At 66.7% G+C, this 19,265-nt stretch carries 19 protein-coding genes and 1 tRNA gene; all 20 read left to right on the plus strand.

Features of this window, described 5'->3' with window-relative positions; genetic code table 11:
- Positions 1 to 185, plus strand: a 185-nt coding sequence (locus AABA78_RS29220; RefSeq protein ID WP_456264010.1) for an EF-Tu C-terminal domain-related protein, incomplete at its 5' end; no start/stop codon positions are given.
- 94 nt (positions 186 to 279) lie between these two features.
- Entirely contained in the window at positions 280 to 444 is a 165-nt protein-coding gene (rpmG, locus tag AABA78_RS29225) for a 50S ribosomal protein L33 (RefSeq protein WP_002617522.1), read from the plus strand.
- 22 nt (positions 445 to 466) lie between these two features.
- Positions 467 to 542: transfer RNA gene (locus tag AABA78_RS29230), tRNA-Trp, on the plus strand.
- Positions 543 to 630: 88 nt separating this feature from the next.
- Entirely contained in the window at positions 631 to 1,074 is a 444-nt protein-coding gene (gene secE, locus AABA78_RS29235; protein ID WP_171413688.1) for a preprotein translocase subunit SecE, read from the plus strand.
- Positions 1,074 to 1,622 carry a transcription termination/antitermination protein NusG gene (gene nusG / locus AABA78_RS29240; protein WP_120526763.1) on the plus strand — a complete coding sequence of 183 codons (549 nt, stop codon included), beginning with the start codon at positions 1,074 to 1,076 and terminating at the stop codon, positions 1,620 to 1,622. Before secE ends, nusG begins: the two co-directional genes overlap by 1 nt.
- 108 nt (positions 1,623 to 1,730) lie before the next feature.
- On the plus strand, positions 1,731 to 2,177 hold the full coding sequence (gene rplK, locus AABA78_RS29245) for a 50S ribosomal protein L11 (protein ID WP_120605023.1): 447 nt from the start codon (positions 1,731 to 1,733) through the stop codon (positions 2,175 to 2,177).
- A gap of 28 nt (positions 2,178 to 2,205) precedes the next feature.
- Positions 2,206 to 2,919, plus strand: a complete 714-nt coding sequence (rplA, locus tag AABA78_RS29250) for a 50S ribosomal protein L1 (RefSeq protein ID WP_120526761.1) — start codon at positions 2,206 to 2,208, stop codon at positions 2,917 to 2,919.
- A gap of 397 nt (positions 2,920 to 3,316) precedes the next feature.
- The gene (rplJ, locus tag AABA78_RS29255; RefSeq protein WP_171413689.1) at positions 3,317 to 3,838 is read left to right on the plus strand and encodes a 50S ribosomal protein L10; all 522 of its coding nucleotides are present in this window, start codon (positions 3,317 to 3,319) and stop codon (positions 3,836 to 3,838) included.
- A 92-nt stretch (positions 3,839 to 3,930) separates the two neighbouring features.
- Positions 3,931 to 4,302 carry a 50S ribosomal protein L7/L12 gene (gene rplL / locus AABA78_RS29260; RefSeq protein WP_171413690.1) on the plus strand — a complete coding sequence of 124 codons (372 nt, stop codon included), beginning with the start codon at positions 3,931 to 3,933 and terminating at the stop codon, positions 4,300 to 4,302.
- Between the two features lie 181 nt (positions 4,303 to 4,483).
- A complete protein-coding gene (gene rpoB, locus AABA78_RS29265) occupies positions 4,484 to 8,710 on the plus strand; it encodes a DNA-directed RNA polymerase subunit beta (protein ID WP_171413691.1) in 4,227 nt (1,408 codons plus the stop codon).
- 132 nt (positions 8,711 to 8,842) lie between these two features.
- A complete protein-coding gene (gene rpoC / locus AABA78_RS29270) occupies positions 8,843 to 13,054 on the plus strand; it encodes a DNA-directed RNA polymerase subunit beta' (RefSeq protein WP_171413692.1) in 4,212 nt (1,403 codons plus the stop codon).
- A 175-nt stretch (positions 13,055 to 13,229) separates the two neighbouring features.
- Positions 13,230 to 13,691 carry a hypothetical protein gene (locus AABA78_RS29275; RefSeq protein WP_338268068.1) on the plus strand — a complete coding sequence of 154 codons (462 nt, stop codon included), beginning with the start codon at positions 13,230 to 13,232 and terminating at the stop codon, positions 13,689 to 13,691.
- Positions 13,692 to 13,793: 102 nt separating this feature from the next.
- Complete coding sequence (locus tag AABA78_RS29280) at positions 13,794 to 14,144, plus strand: phasin family protein (RefSeq protein WP_120526755.1); 351 nt, start codon at positions 13,794 to 13,796, stop codon at positions 14,142 to 14,144.
- On the plus strand, positions 14,141 to 14,902 hold the full coding sequence (locus AABA78_RS29285; protein WP_338268071.1) for a lytic transglycosylase domain-containing protein: 762 nt from the start codon (positions 14,141 to 14,143) through the stop codon (positions 14,900 to 14,902). Before AABA78_RS29280 ends, AABA78_RS29285 begins: the two co-directional genes overlap by 4 nt.
- A gap of 161 nt (positions 14,903 to 15,063) precedes the next feature.
- Positions 15,064 to 15,747: a hypothetical protein gene (locus tag AABA78_RS29290; protein ID WP_338268072.1), complete on the plus strand. Its 684-nt coding sequence runs from the start codon at positions 15,064 to 15,066 to the stop codon at positions 15,745 to 15,747.
- A 23-nt stretch (positions 15,748 to 15,770) separates the two neighbouring features.
- Positions 15,771 to 16,235: a social motility and stimulation tgl protein gene (locus AABA78_RS29295; protein WP_171413696.1), complete on the plus strand. Its 465-nt coding sequence runs from the start codon at positions 15,771 to 15,773 to the stop codon at positions 16,233 to 16,235.
- A 23-nt stretch (positions 16,236 to 16,258) separates the two neighbouring features.
- On the plus strand, positions 16,259 to 17,017 hold the full coding sequence (gene tgl, locus AABA78_RS29300; RefSeq protein WP_338268077.1) for a social motility TPR repeat lipoprotein Tgl: 759 nt from the start codon (positions 16,259 to 16,261) through the stop codon (positions 17,015 to 17,017).
- Between the two features lie 21 nt (positions 17,018 to 17,038).
- Positions 17,039 to 17,425 (plus strand): helix-turn-helix domain-containing protein, encoded by a 387-nt coding sequence (locus tag AABA78_RS29305; protein ID WP_171413698.1) that lies wholly within the window; start codon positions 17,039 to 17,041, stop codon positions 17,423 to 17,425.
- A 9-nt stretch (positions 17,426 to 17,434) separates the two neighbouring features.
- A complete protein-coding gene (gene recO / locus AABA78_RS29310; protein ID WP_171413699.1) occupies positions 17,435 to 18,169 on the plus strand; it encodes a DNA repair protein RecO in 735 nt (244 codons plus the stop codon).
- Between the two features lie 35 nt (positions 18,170 to 18,204).
- Positions 18,205 to 19,230 carry a carbohydrate kinase family protein gene (locus tag AABA78_RS29315; protein WP_338268081.1) on the plus strand — a complete coding sequence of 342 codons (1,026 nt, stop codon included), beginning with the start codon at positions 18,205 to 18,207 and terminating at the stop codon, positions 19,228 to 19,230.
- Positions 19,231 to 19,265: the final 35 nt, after the last annotated feature.

Consider the following 19,265-nt stretch of genomic DNA (forward strand, 5'->3'; position numbering starts at 1 on the left):
GCACCACGGACGTGACGGGCACGGTGAAGCTGCCGGACAACGTCGAGATGGTCATGCCGGGCGACAACATCGCCATCGAGGTGGAGCTCATCACCCCGGTCGCGATGGAGAAGGAGCTCCGGTTCGCCGTCCGCGAGGGTGGCCGTACGGTGGGCGCCGGCGTCGTTGCGGAGATCATCGCCTAGTCGGCTTCCCGCCGACCGGCTTTCACGGGCACTGAGTTGCGGAGGGGAGGGCTGCTTTTGTAGCCTTCCCCTCTAGCATCTGGTGAAATGAACCATGCCTAAGGGTAACCGTTCCATCATCTCGCTCGAGTGCACCACGTGCAAAGAGCGGAACTACACGACCACGAAGAACAAGCGGAAGAGCCAGGACAAGCTCGAGCTGAGCAAGTTCTGCCCTCGGTGCCGCAAGCACACGGACCACAAGGAAGGCAAGGTCTAGGTCGTCCGTTCCATGAAGGTTTAGGCCAGTAGCTCCAACGGTAGAGCAGCGGTCTCCAAATCCGCGTGTTGGGGGTTCGAATCCCTCCTGGCCTGCCAGCTTCAGTACAGGGACCCCCGGTACCGAGCGGTGCCGGGGGTCCCTGCCTTTTCGCAGTCCCGCTTCCGCAGTCCCTCGTGAGGCACCATGGCGACGGCATCTGAGGCCAGCCAGCAGGCTAACCGCTCGGGCATCGACCCCAAGCGGCTCGTGGTCATCTTCTATCTCGTCGCCGGCATCGTCCTGGCCCTCTTCCTGGAGCACGTCTTCGGGTTGCTCTGGAGCCGGTTCGGTTGGAACGACGTGGAGCTCTTCGAAGGGCTCGGCTGGCGCGTGTCGACGCTGGTGGGCTATGTGGTCGCGCTGGCCCTGGTGCTGGCGGCCTACTTCAACCCTCGCACGCACACCCTCTCCATCGACGTGGCGTCCGAGCTCATGAAGGTCACTTGGCCTACCTGGTCGGAGACCCGCGCATCGACCATGGCCGTGGTCGTCGCCTCGCTGGTGGCGGCCGTTCTGCTCTTCTGCATCGACACCGTCGCCTACAACTTGATGGTGGAGTGGCTGCCTGCCCTGTGGGGGAAGCTGTAATGGCGAAGAAATGGTTCACGGTCCAGACCTACTCGAACTACGAGAACCAGGCGAAGAAGAACCTGGAAGAGCAGGTGCGCCTCAAGGGCCTGCAGGACCAGGATCTGATCGGTGAGATCCTCATCCCCATGGAGCAGGTCGTGGAGATGGTGAACGGCGAGAAGAAGACCACCCGCCGCAAGCTCTTCCCGGGCTACATCTTCGTCCAGATGGAGCTCAACGACATCACCGTCCACCTGGTGAAGAACACCTCCAAGGTGACAGGGTTTCCGGGCGTCGGCCAGAACGAGCAGCCCCGGCCCATGTCGGACCGCGAGGTCGAGCGCCTCACCGCGCAGGTCACCGAGGGCGCCCACAAAGCCAAGCCCAAGGTCCAGTTCGAGACCAGCGACACGGTGCGCGTCATCGACGGCCCGTTCGCGAACTTCAACGGCACCGTGGAAGAGGTCAACCCGGAGAAGGGCCGCGTGCGCGTGCTCGTCAGCATCTTCGGCCGTGCGACCCCCGTGGAGCTCGACTTCATGCAGGTGGAGAAGACCACCGGCTAGTTTCCCCAGTCTTCCGCGTCCGTCACCCGGGCGCGGATCAACGGGTGGGAGGGTCGTCCCGTCTGGCGACCCGTTGGAACCACCCTCTCGAAAGGCAGCAGTCCGCCGATGAAGAAGGTCACAGGTCAGGTCAAGTTGCAGATCCCCGCCGGCAAGGCGAACCCCGCCCCGCCGATTGGTCCCGCGCTCGGTCAGCAGGGCGTGAACATCATGGAGTTCTGCAAGCAGTTCAACGCCAAGACGCAGGCGGAGGCCAAGGAGGGTCTGATCATCCCGGTGATCATCACCGTGTATCAGGACCGCTCCTTCACCTTCATCCTGAAGACCCCTCCCGCCGCGATCCTCATCAAGAAGGCCGCGGGTCTCCACACGGAGAAGAAGAAGGGTTCGGGCGCGAAGAAGCCGGGCAAGGAGAAGGTGGGGACGATCACCCGCAAGCAGCTCGAGGAGATCGCCAACAAGAAGATCCAGGACACCACCGCCGCGTCCATCGAAGCCTGCATGAACACCATTGCTGGCACCGCGCGCTCCATGGGCATCGACGTCGTCGGCTAGCCCGCCCCATCTTTCAAGGATTCCTGCCATGGCTACCAATGGAAAGAAGTTCCGCGCGTCCAACGAGCTGGTGGACCGCAACAAGCGCTACCCTGTCGCCGAGGGCTTCGCGCTGCTGAAGAAGACGGTGGAGACCCGCGCGACGAAGTACGACCAGACGGTCGACGTCGCCATCAACCTGGGCGTGGACCCCAAGCACGCGGACCAGATGGTCCGTGGCGCCGTGGTGCTCCCGCACGGCACCGGCGCCACCGTGCGCGTGGCCGTGTTCGCCAAGGGTGAGCGCGCCACCGAGGCCGCCAACGCCGGCGCGGACATCGTGGGCGCGGAGGACCTCCAGAAGCGCATCGAGGAGGGCTTCCTCGACTTCGACACCGTCATCGCGACGCCGGACATGATGGGTATCGTCGGCCGCCTCGGTAAGGTACTCGGTCCCCGTGGCCTCATGCCGAACCCGAAGGTCGGCACGGTGACCATGGACGTCGCCAAGGCCATCCGCGACTCCAAGGGCGGTAAGGTGGACTTCCGCGCGGAGAAGGCGGGCATCGTCCACGCGAAGATGGGCAAGGCCTCCTTCGCCGCGGACAAGCTCGAGGCGAACTTCAACGCGCTGGTGGACCTGGTGATGAAGCTCAAGCCGGCCACCGCCAAGGGCGTGTACCTGAAGGGCATCGCCATCTCGACGACCATGGGGCCGGGCATCAAGCTCGACACCACGGAAATCCTGGCGCGTCACCGCTAGTCGCGGGTGTCAGGACGGGCAGGGAAGGGTGCGCTCCCTGACGGGGAGCGTCAGTCCCGTCGCCCGTAGAACATCAGCCCGATAGAAAGTGCTGGATCTTTGCGAAAGCCGGGGGTATAGGCCCCCGGCTTTTGCAATTGGAGCGCCATGTCGAGAGACGCGGCGTTTCGACCTGGTTCATGACAGCAGGGACCTGGAAGGGAGAAGACGCGTCCGTTGGGAACCGGGCAACCGGTCGGGCCGTCCATCCACTCCTGGTTCAAACGACCGCAAGGTCAGCCCTGCCGAGACTGGAGGTGCGGTGTGGTGCCTCTCGGAGGCCCCCCTCTCGCTCTGCCACTTTGGCCCAGGCATCACGCCCGACCGTCAGGTCGGGCCATGAAGGAGGTGAGTCAAGGTGCTGAAGAGCGAGAAGGAAGAGATGATCAAGGATCTTCACGAGAAGTTCACCCGGACCAAGACCGCGGTGCTCGTGGAGTCCTCCAAGGTGAACGTCGAGACCGTCACCAAGCTGCGTCGCAAGTTCCGCGAGGGCAAGGTTGAGTACAAGGTCATCAAGAACACGCTGGCGCGTCGTGCCGCTCAGGGTACGTCCGTCTCCGTGATTTCGGATGACTTCACGGGTCCCGTGGCGCTGTGCATCAGCTACGACGACGTGGTGGCTCCTGCGAAGATCCTGATGGATTTCATCAAGGACATGGAGACCATCAAGGTCCGTAGCGCCGTGGTGGACGGCAAGAAGATTGACGTCAACGGCGTGAAGGCGCTGGCGAAGATGCCGGGCCTCAACGAGCTGCGCGGGCAGTTGCTCGGCATGCTCAACCAGCCGGCAGGCAAGCTGGTTCGGACCATCGCGGCCCCCGGGTCGCAGCTCGCGCGGGTGCTGCAGGCCAACGCGGACAAGTCGCAGGGGCAGTAATCATCCCGAGAAGTTTTTCTACCGCAACCTCTTCGGTGCGGCAGCCCAGATGGGTCGCCCACCGTTAGTCAACCGCAGAAGGACACAGTTCAATGGCTGACCTGAATTCGATTGTCGACCAGCTCTCCTCGCTCACCGTCATGGAAGCGGCCGAGCTCGTGAAGCAGCTTGAGGCGAAGTGGGGCGTTTCCGCCGCCGCCGTGGCCGTTGCCGCCGCGGGCCCTGCCGCCGCCGCCGCTCCTGTCGAGGAGAAGACGGAGTTCAACGTGGTGCTGGCGAACGCCGGCGCCAACAAGATCAACGTCATCAAGGAGATCCGCGCCATCACCGGCCTGGGCCTGAAGGAGGCCAAGGACCTGGTCGAGGGCGCGCCCAAGACGGTCAAGGAAGGCGTCAACAAGGACGACGCCAAGAAGATCAAGGACCAGCTCGTCGCGGCTGGCGCCACCGTCGAGATCAAGTAGTTCTGTACAGGGGCTGCCCTGTTCTTCCGGGAAATCCCGGGCAGCCTGCTGATCGGATGAGCAGGCCGGCGCTCCCTTTGCTGGGGCGCCGGCTTTGCCCATTTGACATTTGCCAAATTTCCCGGCGCCGCCGCGCGTTACTGAAGTTTGCCCCGCCCGAGCAGCCGTCCCCGGAGACCGAATGCCGACGCAGATCCAGAACAATTTCCGCGTGCGGAAGACCTTCGCGAAAATCGCGAAGATCATCGACATTCCCAATCTCATCAACATCCAGAAGCAATCCTACGAGAAGTTCCTCCAGGCCGACATCGCCCCGGAGAAGCGTGAGGACCTTGGCCTTCAGGGTGTCTTCAAGTCCGTCTTCCCGATCCGGGACTTCAACGAGACCTCCTCGCTGGAGTTTGTGAGCTATCACCTGGAGAAGCCGAAGTACGACGTCGATGAGTGCCACCAGCGTGGAATGACCTACTCGGCGCCTATCAAGGTCGTCGTGCGCCTGGTCGTCTGGGACAAGGACGAGGAGACCGGCGCCCAGTCCATCCGCGACGTGAAGGAGCAGGAGGTCTACTTCGGCGAAATCCCGCTGATGACCCAGAACGGTACGTTCATCATCAACGGCACCGAGCGCGTCGTGGTGAGCCAGCTGCACCGCAGCCCGGGTGCGTTCTTCGACCACGACAAGGGCAAGAGCCACTCGTCGGGCAAGCTGCTCTACAACGCCCGCATCATCCCGTACCGCGGCTCGTGGATCGACTTCGAGTTCGACCACAAGGACCTGCTGTACGTGCGCATCGACCGGCGCCGCAAGCTGCCGGCCACCGTGCTCATCCGCGCCCTGGGCGCCGTCGGTGACACGGCGAAGAAGAACCCGCTCGACTTCAAGGGTTCCACCGAGGAGATCCTCAACTACTACTACGCCACCGAGACCATCTACCTGCAGAGCGCCGCGGACTTCGAGAAGTCCGTCGAGCTGGAGCTCCTGCCGGGTCAGCGCGCCACGCGCGACATCAAGACCAAGTCCGGTGAGCTGATCGTCAAGAAGAACCGCAAGTTCACGCGCGCCGCCATCAAGAAGCTCGAAGCGGCGAAGATGACCAAGCTGCCCATCGACGCGGACGAGCTCTTCACCAAGGTGTCCGCCTACGACGTGGTGGACGAGAACACCGGTGAGGTCATCCTCGAGTGCAACGAGGAGGTCTCGCAGGAGAAGGTGGACGAGCTCCTCAAGCGCGACATCAAGGAGTTCAAGGTCCTCTTCATCGACAACCTCAACGTGGGTCCGTACCTGCGTGAGACGTTGATGCTGGACAAGATCGAGTCGCCCGAGCAGGCCATCATGGAGATCTACCGGCGCCTGCGCCCGGGTGATCCCCCGACGCCGGAGACGGCGACGAACCTGTTCAGCAACCTGTTCTTCAACCCGGAGCGCTACGACCTGTCCAAGGTCGGCCGCCTCAAGCTGAACTTCAAGTTCAGCCTCGAGGAGCCCCTGGACGGTCAGATCCTGACCAAGCGCGACATCCTGGAGGTCATCCGCTACCTGATCGACCTGAAGAACGGCAAGGGGACGATCGACGACATCGACCACCTGGGCAACCGCCGCGTCCGCGCGGTGGGCGAGCTGCTGGAGAACCAGTACCGCATCGGCCTCGTCCGCATGGAGCGCGCGATCAAGGAGCGCATGAGCCTCCAGGAGATCGAGACGCTCATGCCGCACGACCTGATCAACGCCAAGCCGGTGACGGCGGTGATCAAGGAGTTCTTCGGGTCCAGCCAGCTGTCGCAGTTCATGGACCAGACGAACCCGCTCTCGGAAGTCACGCACAAGCGCCGTCTGTCCGCGCTCGGGCCTGGCGGCCTCACGCGTGAGCGCGCGGGCTTCGAAGTCCGCGACGTGCATCCGACGCACTACGGCCGCATCTGCCCCATCGAGACGCCGGAAGGCCCGAACATCGGCCTCATCGCGTCGCTGTCGACCTACGCGCGCGTCAACGAGTTCGGCTTCGTGGAGACGCCGTACCGCAAAGTGGACGCGGGCAGCGTGACGGGGGACGTGGCCTTCTACTCGGCGCTGGAGGAGGAGAAGCACACCATCGCCCAGGCGAACGCGGAGACGGACAAGAAGGGCAAGTTCGTCAACGCGCTGGTGCAGAGCCGCCGCAGCGGCGAGTTCGTCCAGGTCAAGGCCGAGGACGTGGACCTGATGGACGTGTCCCCGAACCAGCTGGTGTCGGTGGCCGCCTCCCTCATCCCGTTCCTGGAGAACGACGACGCGAACCGCGCGCTCATGGGCTCCAACATGCAGCGCCAGGCCGTGCCGCTGCTGCGCACGGCGGCGCCGCTCGTGGGCACGGGCATCGAGGCCATCGTGGCCCGCGACTCGGGCGTCACCTGCGTGGCGCGCCGTGACGGCATCGTGGAGTCGGTGGACGCCAGCCGCATCGTGGTGAAGGCGGACTCCAACGCGGCCCTGAGCGACGTGTCCAGCGAGGTGGACATCTACAACCTGCTCAAGTACCAGCGCTCCAACCAGAACACGTGCCTCAACCAGAAGCCCATCATCCGCAAGGGTGACCGGGTGAAGAAGGGCGACGTGATCGCGGACGGTCCGGCCACCGAGACCGGTGAGCTGGCGCTGGGGCAGAACATCGTCGTCGCGTTCATGCCGTGGCAGGGCTACAACTTCGAAGACTCCATCCTGCTCAGCGAGCGCATCCTCAAGGAGGACGTCTTCACGTCCATCCACATCGAGGAGTTCGAGTGCATCGCGCGCGACACCAAGCTGGGCAAGGAGGAGATCACCCGCGACATCCCGAACGTGGGTGAGGAAGCCCTCAAGGACCTGGACGAGAGCGGCATCATCCGCATCGGCGCCGAGGTGAAGCCCGGCGACGTGCTGGTGGGCAAGATCACTCCGAAGGGCGAGACCCAGCTCTCCCCCGAAGAGAAGCTGCTGCGCGCCATCTTCGGTGAGAAGGCCGGCGACGTGCGCGACAGCTCCCTGCGCGTGCCCCCGGGCGTCGTGGGCACCGTCATCAACGCCAAGGTGTTCAGCCGCAAGGGCGTGGAGAAGGACGAGCGCGCCAAGCAGATCGAGTCCATGGAGGAGGCGAAGCTCCTCAAGGACCAGAACGACGAGATCAAGGTCCTCCAGGACTCCGCGTACAGCCGCCTCCGTGGGCTGGTCCGCGGCAAGGAGGTCCAGGGCAAGCTCGTGGACGACAAGGGGAAGATCCTCCTGAAGAAGGGGGACATCCTCAACGACGAGCTGCTGGCCACGGTGCCGTACAAGTACTGGGGCGAGATCTCCGTGGGCGACCCGCTGGACGCGCGCCTGCGCGACATCCTGCGCAGCCTGGAGGATACGAAGGAGGCCGTGAAGCTGGCCTTCGGTGAGAAGATCGCCCGCATCAAGAAGGGCGACGAGCTTCCCCCGGGCGTCATCAAGATGGTGAAGGTGTACGTCGCCATCAAGCGCAAGCTCGCGGTGGGCGACAAGATGGCCGGCCGCCACGGCAACAAGGGCGTCGTGTCCCGCGTCCTCCCCGAGGAGGACATGCCGTACCTGGAGGATGGCCGTCCGGTGGACATCGTCCTCAACCCGCTCGGCGTTCCCAGCCGCATGAACATCGGGCAGATCCTCGAGGTCCACCTGGGCTGGGCCGCGAAGGGCGTGGGCGAGCAGCTGCAGCGCTACATCGACGAGAACTTCAGCGGCGAGCAGCTCAAGAAGCAGCTGAAGACCATCTACGACGACAAGGCCTTCGGCGACTTCGTGGACGGCCTGTCCGACCAGGAGGTCCAGGACCTCTGCCGCCGCCTGAAGAAGGGCATCCACGTGGCGACGCCGGTGTTCGACGGCGCCCGCGAGACGGAGCTGCACGCCCTCTTCGACGAAGGCCGGCTGCCGCGCTCGGGCCAGATGGTGCTCTTCGACGGCCGCACGGGTGAGCCGTTCGACCAGAACGTCACCGTGGGCGTGATGTACATGCTCAAGCTGCACCACCTGGTGGACGAGAAGATCCACGCCCGTTCCATCGGGCCCTACTCGCTCGTCACGCAGCAGCCCCTGGGCGGCAAGGCCCAGTTCGGCGGCCAGCGTCTGGGCGAGATGGAAGTGTGGGCGATGGAGGCCTACGGCGCGGCGTACACGCTGCAGGAGTTCCTCACGGTCAAGTCGGACGACGTGGTGGGCCGCACGCGCATGTACGAGGCGATCGTCAAGGGCGACAACGTCCTGGAGAGCGGCCTGCCCGAGTCGTTCAACGTGCTGCTCAAGGAGCTCCAGTCGCTGGCCCTGGACGTGGAGCTGCTGGAGAGCGCGCCCCCGGAGCGGCAGCGCAGCTTCGGCGGTGACTTCCTGGGTGGCGGCGACGGCGAGGACCGGAAGTCGGGGACCGAGGCCTAGGCCTTTTCAAAGAAGCCGGTGCGCCCGCCTGACCGGCTGGCTGCTTCCTCGTGGAGGGAGCGGCTGGCCGGGCGCAGGGCGGGGGCCCGAAACGTTTGGCGCCCTGAGCGCTCATAAGTTTTCGGAGGCAACGTGAAGGACATTTTCAACTTCTTCGAGAAGCCGAAGGACCCGCTGTCGTTCAACGCCATCCGCATCGCGCTGGCGTCGCCCGACAAGATCCGCCAGTGGTCGCACGGCGAGGTGAAGAAGCCGGAGACGATCAACTACCGCACCTTCAAGCCGGAGCGGGACGGCCTGTTCTGCGCCCGCATCTTCGGGCCGGTGAAGGACTACGAGTGCAACTGCGGCAAGTACAAGCGCATGAAGCACCGTGGCGTCGTGTGCGAGAAGTGCGGCGTGGAGGTCATCCAGTCCAAGGTGCGCCGTGAGCGCCTGGGCCACATCACGCTGGCCACGCCCGTGGCCCACATCTGGTTCCTCAAGTCGCTGCCCAGCCGCATCGGCAACCTGCTCGACATCACCCTCAAGGAGATGGAGAAGGTGCTGTACTGCGAGAGCTACATGGTCATCGACCCGAAGGCGACGCCGCTGCAGCGTGGCGAGCTCGTCTCCGAGGAGAAGATGCACCGGCTCTTCCAGGAACACGGCGAGGACTCGTTCACCGCGGGCATGGGCGGCGAGGCCGTCCGCGAGATGCTCAAGTCCCTGGACGTGGAGAAGCTGTCCGAGGAACTGCGCAAGGACATGCGCGAGACCACCAGCGAGGCGAAGCGGAAGAAGTACGCCAAGCGCCTGAAGGTGGCCGAGGCGTTTCGCGTCTCCGGCAACAAGCCGGAGTGGATGATGCTGGACGTCATCCCGGTCATCCCGCCCGACCTGCGCCCCCTGGTGCCCCTGGACGGCGGCCGCTTCGCGACCTCCGACCTCAACGACCTGTACCGCCGCGTCATCAACCGCAACAACCGCCTCAAGCGGCTGCAGGAGCTGAACGCGCCGGACATCATCATCCGCAACGAGAAGCGGATGCTCCAGGAGGCCGTGGACGCGCTGTTCGACAACGGCCGCCGCGGCAAGACCATCACCGGCCCGAACAAGCGGCCGCTGAAGTCGCTGTCCGACATGCTCAAGGGCAAGCAGGGCCGGTTCCGTCAGAACCTGCTCGGCAAGCGCGTGGACTACTCGGGCCGCTCCGTCATCGTCGTGGGCCCCGAGCTGCGCCTGCACCAGTGCGGCCTGCCGAAGATCATGGCGCTCGAGCTCTTCAAGCCGTTCATCTACAACAAGCTTGAAGAGAAGGGCTACGTCACCACCATCAAGTCCGCGAAGAAGATGGTGGAGAAGGAGCGTCCGGAGGTCTGGGACATCCTCGAGGACGTGATCCGCGAGCACCCGGTGCTCCTCAACCGCGCCCCCACGCTGCACCGCCTGGGCATGCAGGCCTTCGAGCCCGTCCTCATCGAGGGCAAGGCCATCCAGCTGCACCCGCTGGTGTGCGCCGCGTTCAACGCGGACTTCGACGGCGACCAGATGGCCGTGCACGTGCCGCTGTCCATCGAAGCTCAGATGGAAGCGCGCGTGCTGATGATGTCGACGAACAACATCCTCAGCCCCGCGAACGGCAAGCCCATCATCGTCCCGACGCAGGACATGGTGCTCGGCATCTACTACATGACGCGCGCCCGCGAGTTCGCCAACGGCGAAGGCCGCGTGTTCGCGTCGCCGGACGAGGTGCGCGCCGCGTACGACCACGGTGAGGTCCACCTGCAGGCCAAGGTGGTGTGCCGCATCGACGGCAAGCGCAAGGAGACCACGGTCGGCCGCGTGCTGCTGTGGGAAGTCGTGCCGCGCCGCGTGGGCTTCGACGCCATCAACAAGGTGCTCGACAAGAAGTCGCTCGGTAACCTCATCGACCTCTGCTACCGCCTCACGGGCGAGAAGGAGACGGTGCTGCTGGCCGACCGCATCCGCAGCGCGGGCTACTTCCACGCGACCCGCGCCGGTATCTCCATCGCGCTCAAGGACATGATCATCCCTGCGAAGAAGCAGGAGTTCCTGGACTACGCGCGCAAGGAAGTGGCGGAGATCGAGAACCAGTACCTGGAAGGCCTCATCACCGACGGTGAGCGCTACAACAAGGTCATCGATATCTGGGCGGAGATCACCGAGAAGGTCGCCCAGGAGATGATGCAGCAGATCTCCCAGGACGAGGCTTCCGGGGACGTGGACGGCAAGCGCGTGACGCGCAAGCAGCCGTCCTTCAACCCCATCTACATCATGGCCGACTCCGGCGCCCGCGGCAGCGCCCAGCAGATCCGCCAGCTGGCGGGTATGCGCGGCCTGATGGCGAAGCCCTCCGGCGAAATCATCGAGACGCCCATCACGGCCAACTTCCGTGAAGGCCTCTCCGTGCTCCAGTACTTCATCTCCACGCACGGCGCCCGCAAGGGCCTGGCGGACACGGCGCTCAAGACGGCCAACTCCGGTTATCTCACCCGCCGTCTCGTGGACGTGGCGCAGGACGCCATCATCAACGAGTACGACTGCGGCACCATGGACGGTCTGTTTATTGGCGCCCTGGTCGAGGGCGGCGAGATCATCGAGCCCTTGGGTGAGCGCATCCTGGGCCGCGTGGCCCTGGACGACATCCTCGACCCGGTGACGGGCGAGGTGCTGGTGCGCGCCAACGAGGAGATCGACGAGGACCGCGTCCGCCGCATCGAGAACAGCGGTCTGGACAAGGTGAAGATCCGCTCGGTGCTCACCTGCCAGGCCAAGCGCGGCATCTGCGTGGAGTGCTACGGCCGTGACCTGGCGCGTGGCCGCAAGGTGTCCGTGGGCGAGGCCGTCGGCGTCATCGCGGCGCAGTCCATCGGTGAGCCGGGTACGCAGCTGACCATGCGCACCTTCCACATCGGTGGTGCGGCGACCCGTCGCGCGGAGCAGTCCAGCCTGGAGAACCGCTACGCGGGTTCCGTGAAGTTCGCGGGCCTGAACACGGTGCAGAAGGCGGACGGCACGCTGGTGGCCATGAACCGCAACGGCGAGATCGTCGTCGTCGACGAGTCGGGCCGCGAGCGCGAGCGCTACCAGATCATCTACGGCGCCCGCATCCTGGTGAAGGAGAACCAGAAGCTGGAGCCGGGCGTGCTCCTGGCCGAGTGGGACCCGTTCGCGATTCCCCTGCTCACGGAAGTGGGCGGTGTCGTGCGCTACGAGGACATCATCGAAGGCGTGACGATGTCCGAGACGCTCGACGAGGTGACGGGCCTGTCGCGCAAGACGGTCATCGAGTCCAAGGACCCGGAGGCGCGTCCGCGCGTCACCATCCGCGACGCGGCCGGCAACGTGAAGGACCTGCCGTCCTCCCGCAACCAGGCGAGCTACTTCCTGCCCCAGGGCGCGATCATCACGGTCAACGACCAGGATGAGATCTCCGCGGGTGAAGTCATCGCCAAGGTGCCTCGCGAGACCACGAAGACCAAGGACATCACGGGCGGTCTGCCCCGCGTGGCCGAGCTCTTCGAGGCGCGCAAGCCCAAGGACGCGGCGGCGATCGCGGAGATCGACGGCGTGGTGTCCTTCGGCAAGGACACCAAGGGCAAGCGCAAGCTCATCATCACCCCCGAGGTGAGCGGCGAGCAGCGCGCGGATCTGGCCAAGGAGTACCTGATCTCCAAGGGCAAGAGCATCAACGTCCACTCCGGCGACCGCGTGAAGGCCGGCGAGGCGATGATGGACGGCGCGGCCAACCCGCACGACATCCTCAAGGTGCTGGGCGAGAAGGAACTCGCGCGCTACCTGGTGGACGAAGTGCAGGAGGTCTACCGACTGCAGGGCGTGAAGATCAACGACAAGCACATCGAGACGATCGTCCGGCAGATGCTGCGCCGGGTGCGCGTCACCGACGTGGGCGACACCAACTTCCTGGTCGACGAGCAGGTCGAGAAGTGGGTGTTCGAGGAGGAGAACGAGAAGGTCATGTCCGAAGGGAAGCGCCCGGCCGTGGGCGAGCCCCTGCTGCTCGGCATCACCAAGGCGTCGCTCTCCACCGAGTCGTTCATCTCCTCGGCGTCGTTCCAGGAGACCACGAAGGTGCTCACCGAGGCCGCCATCAACGGCAAGGTGGACTACCTGCGCGGCCTCAAGGAGAACGTCATCATGGGCCGGCTCATCCCCGCCGGCACGGGCCTGCCGAACTACAAGCACCTCGACATCGAGGTGGAGAGCCCCACGGACGAGGTCAACGAGATGGAGGCCGCCCTGGCCGCCACCCACGGCGACACCGGCCCGCTGGCCCCTCCGCCGTCGCGGCCGGACACCCGGTCCACCGACGTCGCCTAGTCATTCCCCGAAGCGTCCCTGACGCTTCGTGAGTCAGCCGCCGTCCTGGTGTCATGCCGGGGCGGCGGCTTTCTTGTTTCGCACAGTTCGCACTTGTTGCCTTGACACCATGTCGCGGTGCGTTATGTTGACGCATCACGTTATCAAACCCGGATCAGCCGGGGGGGAGCACGACATGGCGACGACGAGTGCGAAGGCAGCGGACAAGGCGGGCGTGACGCAGAACGTGGAGGCCTTCCTGAAGGGGCGGTTCTCCGAGGCGCACAAGCGGTTCCAGGGCCTGGAAGGGGAGGCGAACAAGGCCTTCCGTGCGCTGGAGACGCGGAGCCAGGTGGCGGCGAAGGAGGTCCAGGCCCTCTGGACGAAGGTGCAGGCCGGTGAGCTGCGCGCCGACCCCCGCGTTCAGGAGCTGACCAAGAAGGTGGACGAGGCGGGTGTGGAGCTGCGCAAGCGGCTGGACGGGCTCCAGGCGAAGGTCGTGGAGGCGGTGGGAGTTGCCAGCCAGTCCCAGGTGCAGCAGATCACCCAGGAGCTGGGCCGCCTGTCGAAGAAGCTGGATGTGCTCCTGAAGCCCACCCGGCGCGCCCACCCTTCGACCAAGAATTCCGGCGGCGCGGCGTCTTCTCCGCGCGCCTGAGCAGCGTTTTCATCACCCACGGGGTGTGCTTAGGTCGCAGACCCCTTTGAATGCCCTGGGTTCCTTCCAAGCGAAGGGCCCGGGCACTCCCGGAGCGACTTCATGGACAACAACACCGAGGCCCCCCGAGAGAAGCCTTCCGTGGCGGAGGCGTTCGAGCGGATCTGGAGCCAGGCGCTCCTGGCCGTGAACACGGCCGAGGAAGAGGCTTCCCGCGCCGTGCAGCGCGTGGCGTCCGTCGCGGGCTGGAGCCAGGACGAGGTGAAACGTCAGGCCCGCGAGTTCGCGGAGCGCCTGACGGGGCACCGCAAGGACCTGGAGCACAACGTGGAGGAGCGGGTCCGCACGGCCCTGACCCTCCTGAAGCTGCCGCGCCGCGAGGAGTTGCAGGCCTTCGGTGCCCGCCTGGAGCGTCTGAACGAACGCATCCAGGCCCTGGAGCACCGTAAGTGAGTGGCCCCGCCGCCTCGGGCGGCAGGTCGCTGGGAACGCGGTTCTTCGCGGGGCTGCATGCCCTGAGCAGCGGGTGCTCCCGGCTCCCGTTGCTCGCGGGTGTGGCGCTCGTGGTGTCCGCGCGGGTGGTGCCCCTCCTGGAGGAGCCCGCCCCCCAGTCCATGGTCCCCGAGCTGGTGGCGCAGGAGGCCGTCTCCGAGGAGGCGGCGCTCATCGACGCCGTGCTGGCCAAGCGCGCCCCGGACCTGGGGCTCACGCTGCGCCGGCGTCTGGGGCAGGCCATCGACGAGGAGTCGCGCCGCACGGGGTATGACCCGCTGCTGGTGCTGGCCCTCATCGACGTGGAGTCCGACTTCGAGGAGGAATCCGTCTCCGAGAAGGGCGCCCGGGGCCTGATGCAGATCAAGCCCAGCACGCTGCACTTCCTGGCGGAGAAGGAAGGCCTGAAGCTGTCGCGCGAGGAAGTGGTGGCGGACCCCGCCGTCTGCGTGCGCCTGGGCATCCGCTACCTGCGCAACCTGCAGGGCCGCTTCGGCGGCGATCTGGACCTGGCGCTGATGGCCTACAACGCGGGCCCCACGCGCATCCGGGACGCGATGAAGGCCGGGGAGCTGGAGAAGTTCCGCCGCTATCCCCGGGCCGTGCGGCGCGACTTCCGCCGCTTCCGCGAAGGCCACGGTCTGGGCGGGGACTGGGCCCTGGCGCAGCGCGAGCCGCCTCCGCCGACGCCCGACGAGACGCCGACCGCGGCGCCCTGAAGGGCCCCAGCGGTCCGATTGGAAGACGGGCCCCCGGGTGAATGTTCGGGGCGGCGGAGCGCTCCAAGAGGCGCCGTCCCCGCCTTGTTCCGCTCCCCCGGGTGCGCTAAGTCGTTGCAAGCCCCCGGGACTGTTGAGGATTCCCAGGAGGAATGCCCCCCATGCCCCGCCCGTCCGCCCGCATTGCCATCACCGTCGCGGCCTCGCTCGTTCCCATGCTGGCCCTCGCCGGTTCGGTCTTCCTGAACGGCGTGAAGATCGACGGTGTGACGAACACGCGCTTCGAGAAGGCCACTGTCCGCATCGACGCGGAGGGGAACGTCCACATCGACGCGCCGGGGTACGCCGCCCGCGTGACGACCGTGACGCCCACGCCCGCGACGCCTTCCACCGCCACTCCGCCTGCCGCCACGCCCCCGGACGCGGGCGTCGTCGCGCAGGCTCCCGGGCCGGCTGCCCCCGCCGCGCCTCCGTCCGTGCCGGGTCGCATCACCCAGCGCTACTGGCTGGTGACGGAGCAGACGACGCCGGGCATGACGGACTTCGACATCGACGTGTACGTGAACTCGCGCTGGCTGCGTCGTTTGCGCAACAACGAGGATCAGGTGGTGGTGGACATCACCAGTCAGTTGCGTCCCGGCGCGAACGCGGTGACGCTGATTGCCCGCAAGCAGGCCACGGGGAACCGCCGCAGCACTTCGCCCGCGAACGTCTTCAAGGTGATCATCGGCGAGGGCAACGAGGGCGGCGGCAACGTGATGATTGACACGCCCCTCATCCGCTTCCAGAAGACGGCTGCGGACGCGCAGGACGCGACCGAGGAGTTCACCCTCACCACCCGCTAGGGTGCGCGGGAAGGGAGACGACGGTGTTCACCATCGACGAGCGCTACCGGGGCCTCCCCGCGAATCGCGACCAGGTGCTCGCGCTGCACCTGTCCCTCAACGCGCCGCACGTGGCGATTCCCGGCAAGCAGGCCGGGCCCGCGCAGGCCTTCGTGGTGGGGCTGCGCGGCGGGCAGGGCGCGGGCGTCTTCGTGTACCTGTACCTCGTGGAAGCGGGGGACTGCGCGGTGTACGTGTCCGGCCGGCGCATCCAGTCCGCGGACGAGCTGCGCGAGGACGAGGACGACGCGCTCGCGTTCGTGGAGTCGCTGGGCTTCATGATGGACAACGCGAACTGGCGTGCCGCGGCGCCCGCGCAGCAGGACGAGTGGCTCAAGACGCTGCCGGTGTTCTTCCGGGAGCCCACGCTCGTGCCCGCCGTGAAGGCCCGCGCCGAAGAGAAGCGCAACGTCGCCACCACCCTGGGCCGCTTCCTGGCCGCGTTCTGACCCTCCACCCCGGATTGGCACCCATGTCCCGCATCACTTCCTCCTGCTTCCTCGCGTTCGCGCTCGCGTCGGCGGGCTGCGCGCACGTCCCCACGGAGAAGGAGCGCCGGAGCTCGGAGATCCACTACGACCTGGGCATCCAGGCCCAGCAGCACGGCCATGTGCAGGACGCGCTCGCGGAGTACCAGAAGGCGCTGGAGCAGAACCCGGACAACCCGGAGGCCCACAACGCGGTGGGGCTCCTGCTGCACCTGTCCTTCCGGCGGCTCGACGAGGCGTCGTCCCATTACGAGCAGGCGCTGAAGCTGCGGCCGTCCTTCTCCGACGCGCGCACCAACCTGGGCAACCTGCGCCTGGACCAGGGCCGCTACGACGACGCCATCAAGCTGTACGAGGAGTCGCTCAACGACATGCAGTACCGCTACGGCTTCTCCGCGCAGAACAACATGGGCTGGGCCCTCTACAAGAAGGGCGACACGGTGAACGCGCTGCAGAACATCAAGGCGGCCATCACCACCAACCCGGACTTCTGCCTGGGCTACAAGAACCTGGGTATCATCTACGACGAGACGGGCAAGACGGAGGAGGCGTGCCGGCAGTTCGCGCACTACCGTGAGAAGTGCCCGGACGTGGCGGAGGCCTACCAGCGCGAAGGCGTTTGCCAGGCGAAGCTCGGGCGGGTGGACGAGGCGAAGGCTGCGTTCGCGGGCTGCGAGTCCAAGGCCCAGCCCAACGAGCAGGTGCTCAAGGACGACTGCCGCTCACTGCTGGACCACCTCTAGGCGCGGGGGCCCCGAAAGACCGTGGACCACGTCGACTTCGGCAAATACCTCAGCCAGCAGCGCGAGCTTCGCGGCCTGTCGCGCGAGGACGTCTCCCGGGAGACGAAGATTCCCCCCAGCCTCGTCGCGGCGCTGGAGGCGGGGCAGGTGGAGCGGCTGCCCGAGCGCGTGTTCGTGCTGAACTACATCCGCGCGTACGCGCAGGTCATCGGCCTGTCGCCGGAGGAAGCGGCGCTGCGCTACGAGGAGGTGGACCGGGCCGTGCCCGCGCCTTCGCCGGTGCAGCTCGAGAAGGAGCGGCGCAAGCGGGCGTACATCATCCTGGCCGTGCTGCTGGCGGTCCTGCTCCTGGGCGCGGCCCTGTTCCTGGTGCTGTCCGGGAAGCTTCCGCCCCCCACGGCGCGTTGAAGAGGGGTTATGGAGCGGTACGCCGACGACGCGTTCGTGCTGTCCACGGTCGACTATGGTGAGTCCGACCGGATGGTGACGTTGCTGACGCGCGAGCACGGCAAGCTGACCGCGTTCGCCGCGGGAGCGCGCAAGAGCAAGCGCCGGTTCGCGGGGGCGCTGGAGCCGTTCATGCGGCTGCGCGTGCAGCTCGTGGAGACGCGCGGCAGCACGGTGCGGTTGGACTCGGCGGACATCGTTGCGGGCTTCTACGCCGCGCGCGAGGACCTGTCGCTCATCGCCCGGGCGCTGTACGCGGTGGAGCTGTGCCGCGAGCTCACGCGCGACCATGAGCCGCACCCGGAGCTGTTCGAGCTGGTGGAGGGCTACCTGCACCGGCTGGACGCGAAGGAGGCCGGGCCCACGTCGTTGCTTGCGTTCGAGCTGGCGGCGCTGGCGCAGGCTGGCTTGATGCCGCGCTTCGACTCCTGCTCCCTGTGTGGCGGCCAGCCCGGTGAGCGGCCCCGGTTCGATCAAGGCCACGGTGGCGCGGTGTGCGAGCCGTGTGGCGGACGCGCGCGTGATTCCGTGGCGGTGCCGGTGGCGCTGCTGTCCGGCCTGCGGTCGCTCCAGGAAGGCGCGCGCACGCCGCTGCCTCCGGACCTTCGCGCTCGGGCGCGGGGACTGCTCAACGTCTTCATCGCGCACCACCTGGGCCGCAAGCTCAAGAGCGTGGACTTCATGGCGCAGGTGGGCCTGGACTGACGACTGTCAGCGCGCGGTCCCGAGGGGGCAGTGTCATGCACGAGGCCGGACCGCTGGACGTGGTGTGTGTCGGCGAGACGCTGGTGGACTTCCTTCCCGTGTCGGGCGGCGCCACGCGCGTGCGAGACGTGGAGGCCTGGAAGCCATCGCCGGGGGGCTCGCCGGCCAACGTCTCCGTGGGGCTTGCGCGGCTGGGCTTGCGCTCGGCGATGGTGGGCGTGGTGGGCTCCGACGAGTTCGGTCACTTCCTGCGCGACCGGCTGGCGGCGGACGGCGTGGACGTCAGCCGCCTGCGCCAGGTGGACCACGCCCGCACGGGCCTGCTGTTCGTCTCGTTGGATGCGCACGGCGAGCGCAGCTTCACGTACTTCCGGACGCGTTCGGCGGAGTTCCTGCTGGATGACTCGGACGTGGATGGCGACTTCGTGCGCCGTGCGAAGGCGCTGCACTGTGGCTCCAACTCCCTGCTCCTGCCGGAGGCGCGCGAGGCGATGGTGCGCATGCTCACCCTGGCGCGTGAGGCCGGGATGCTGGTGAGCTGTGATCCGAACCTGCGGTTGCACGTGTGGGAACGGCCGGAGGAGCTGCGCGTCCTCCTGGGCCGCATGCTGCCGCTGTGCACGGTGGTGAAGCTGTCCGAGGAGGAGATCCACTTCGCGACCGGCGAGCACTCGCCCGAGGCGGCTTTGCACGTCCTGGCCGCTCGGGGCGTGCGGCTGCCCGTGGTGACGCTGGGCCCTCGCGGCGCGGTGTTCCTCTGGCAGGGGGAGGTCCTCTCCGTACCCGCTCCCCAGGTGACGGTGGTGGACACGACGGGCGCTGGGGACGGCTTCGTGTCCGCGATGTTGACCGGGCTGGTGCGGTGGTACGGCGACGCGCGCTCGCTGGAAGGGGCGACGCGCGAGGACCTGGTCGCGCTGATGACCTTCGCCGCGGCCGTGGGGGCTCGGGTCGTGACGAAGCTGGGCGCGGTCGCGGCGCTCCCGTTGGCGTCCGAGGTCGAGGGGCTGCTGCCCACGCGGCCTTCCATGGCCGACGCCGCGCGACGCATCGCGCGCTGACGGGAAGCGCCGTGCCGGGTCAGGCTCGCGTGCTT

The organism is Corallococcus caeni, from assembly GCF_036245865.1.
Classification (GTDB): domain Bacteria; phylum Myxococcota; class Myxococcia; order Myxococcales; family Myxococcaceae; genus Corallococcus; species Corallococcus caeni.

What these genes read in the sequence shown, in the direction of transcription:
- secE (WP_171413688.1), top strand. Translation starts at nt 631, where the DNA reads ATGGCGACGGCATCTGAGGCCAGCCAGCAGGCTAACCGCTCGGGCATC.
- AABA78_RS29290 (WP_338268072.1), top strand. Translation starts at nt 15,064, where the DNA reads ATGCCCCGCCCGTCCGCCCGCATTGCCATCACCGTCGCGGCCTCGCTC.
- rplL (WP_171413690.1), top strand. Translation starts at nt 3,931, where the DNA reads ATGGCTGACCTGAATTCGATTGTCGACCAGCTCTCCTCGCTCACCGTC.
- recO (WP_171413699.1), top strand. Translation starts at nt 17,435, where the DNA reads ATGGAGCGGTACGCCGACGACGCGTTCGTGCTGTCCACGGTCGACTAT.
- rpoB (WP_171413691.1), top strand. Translation starts at nt 4,484, where the DNA reads ATGCCGACGCAGATCCAGAACAATTTCCGCGTGCGGAAGACCTTCGCG.
- rpmG (WP_002617522.1), top strand. Translation starts at nt 280, where the DNA reads ATGCCTAAGGGTAACCGTTCCATCATCTCGCTCGAGTGCACCACGTGC.
- nusG (WP_120526763.1), top strand. Translation starts at nt 1,074, where the DNA reads ATGGCGAAGAAATGGTTCACGGTCCAGACCTACTCGAACTACGAGAAC.
- AABA78_RS29315 (WP_338268081.1), top strand. Translation starts at nt 18,205, where the DNA reads ATGCACGAGGCCGGACCGCTGGACGTGGTGTGTGTCGGCGAGACGCTG.
- rplA (WP_120526761.1), top strand. Translation starts at nt 2,206, where the DNA reads ATGGCTACCAATGGAAAGAAGTTCCGCGCGTCCAACGAGCTGGTGGAC.
- rplK (WP_120605023.1), top strand. Translation starts at nt 1,731, where the DNA reads ATGAAGAAGGTCACAGGTCAGGTCAAGTTGCAGATCCCCGCCGGCAAG.
- AABA78_RS29280 (WP_120526755.1), top strand. Translation starts at nt 13,794, where the DNA reads ATGGACAACAACACCGAGGCCCCCCGAGAGAAGCCTTCCGTGGCGGAG.
- AABA78_RS29275 (WP_338268068.1), top strand. Translation starts at nt 13,230, where the DNA reads ATGGCGACGACGAGTGCGAAGGCAGCGGACAAGGCGGGCGTGACGCAG.
- tgl (WP_338268077.1), top strand. Translation starts at nt 16,259, where the DNA reads ATGTCCCGCATCACTTCCTCCTGCTTCCTCGCGTTCGCGCTCGCGTCG.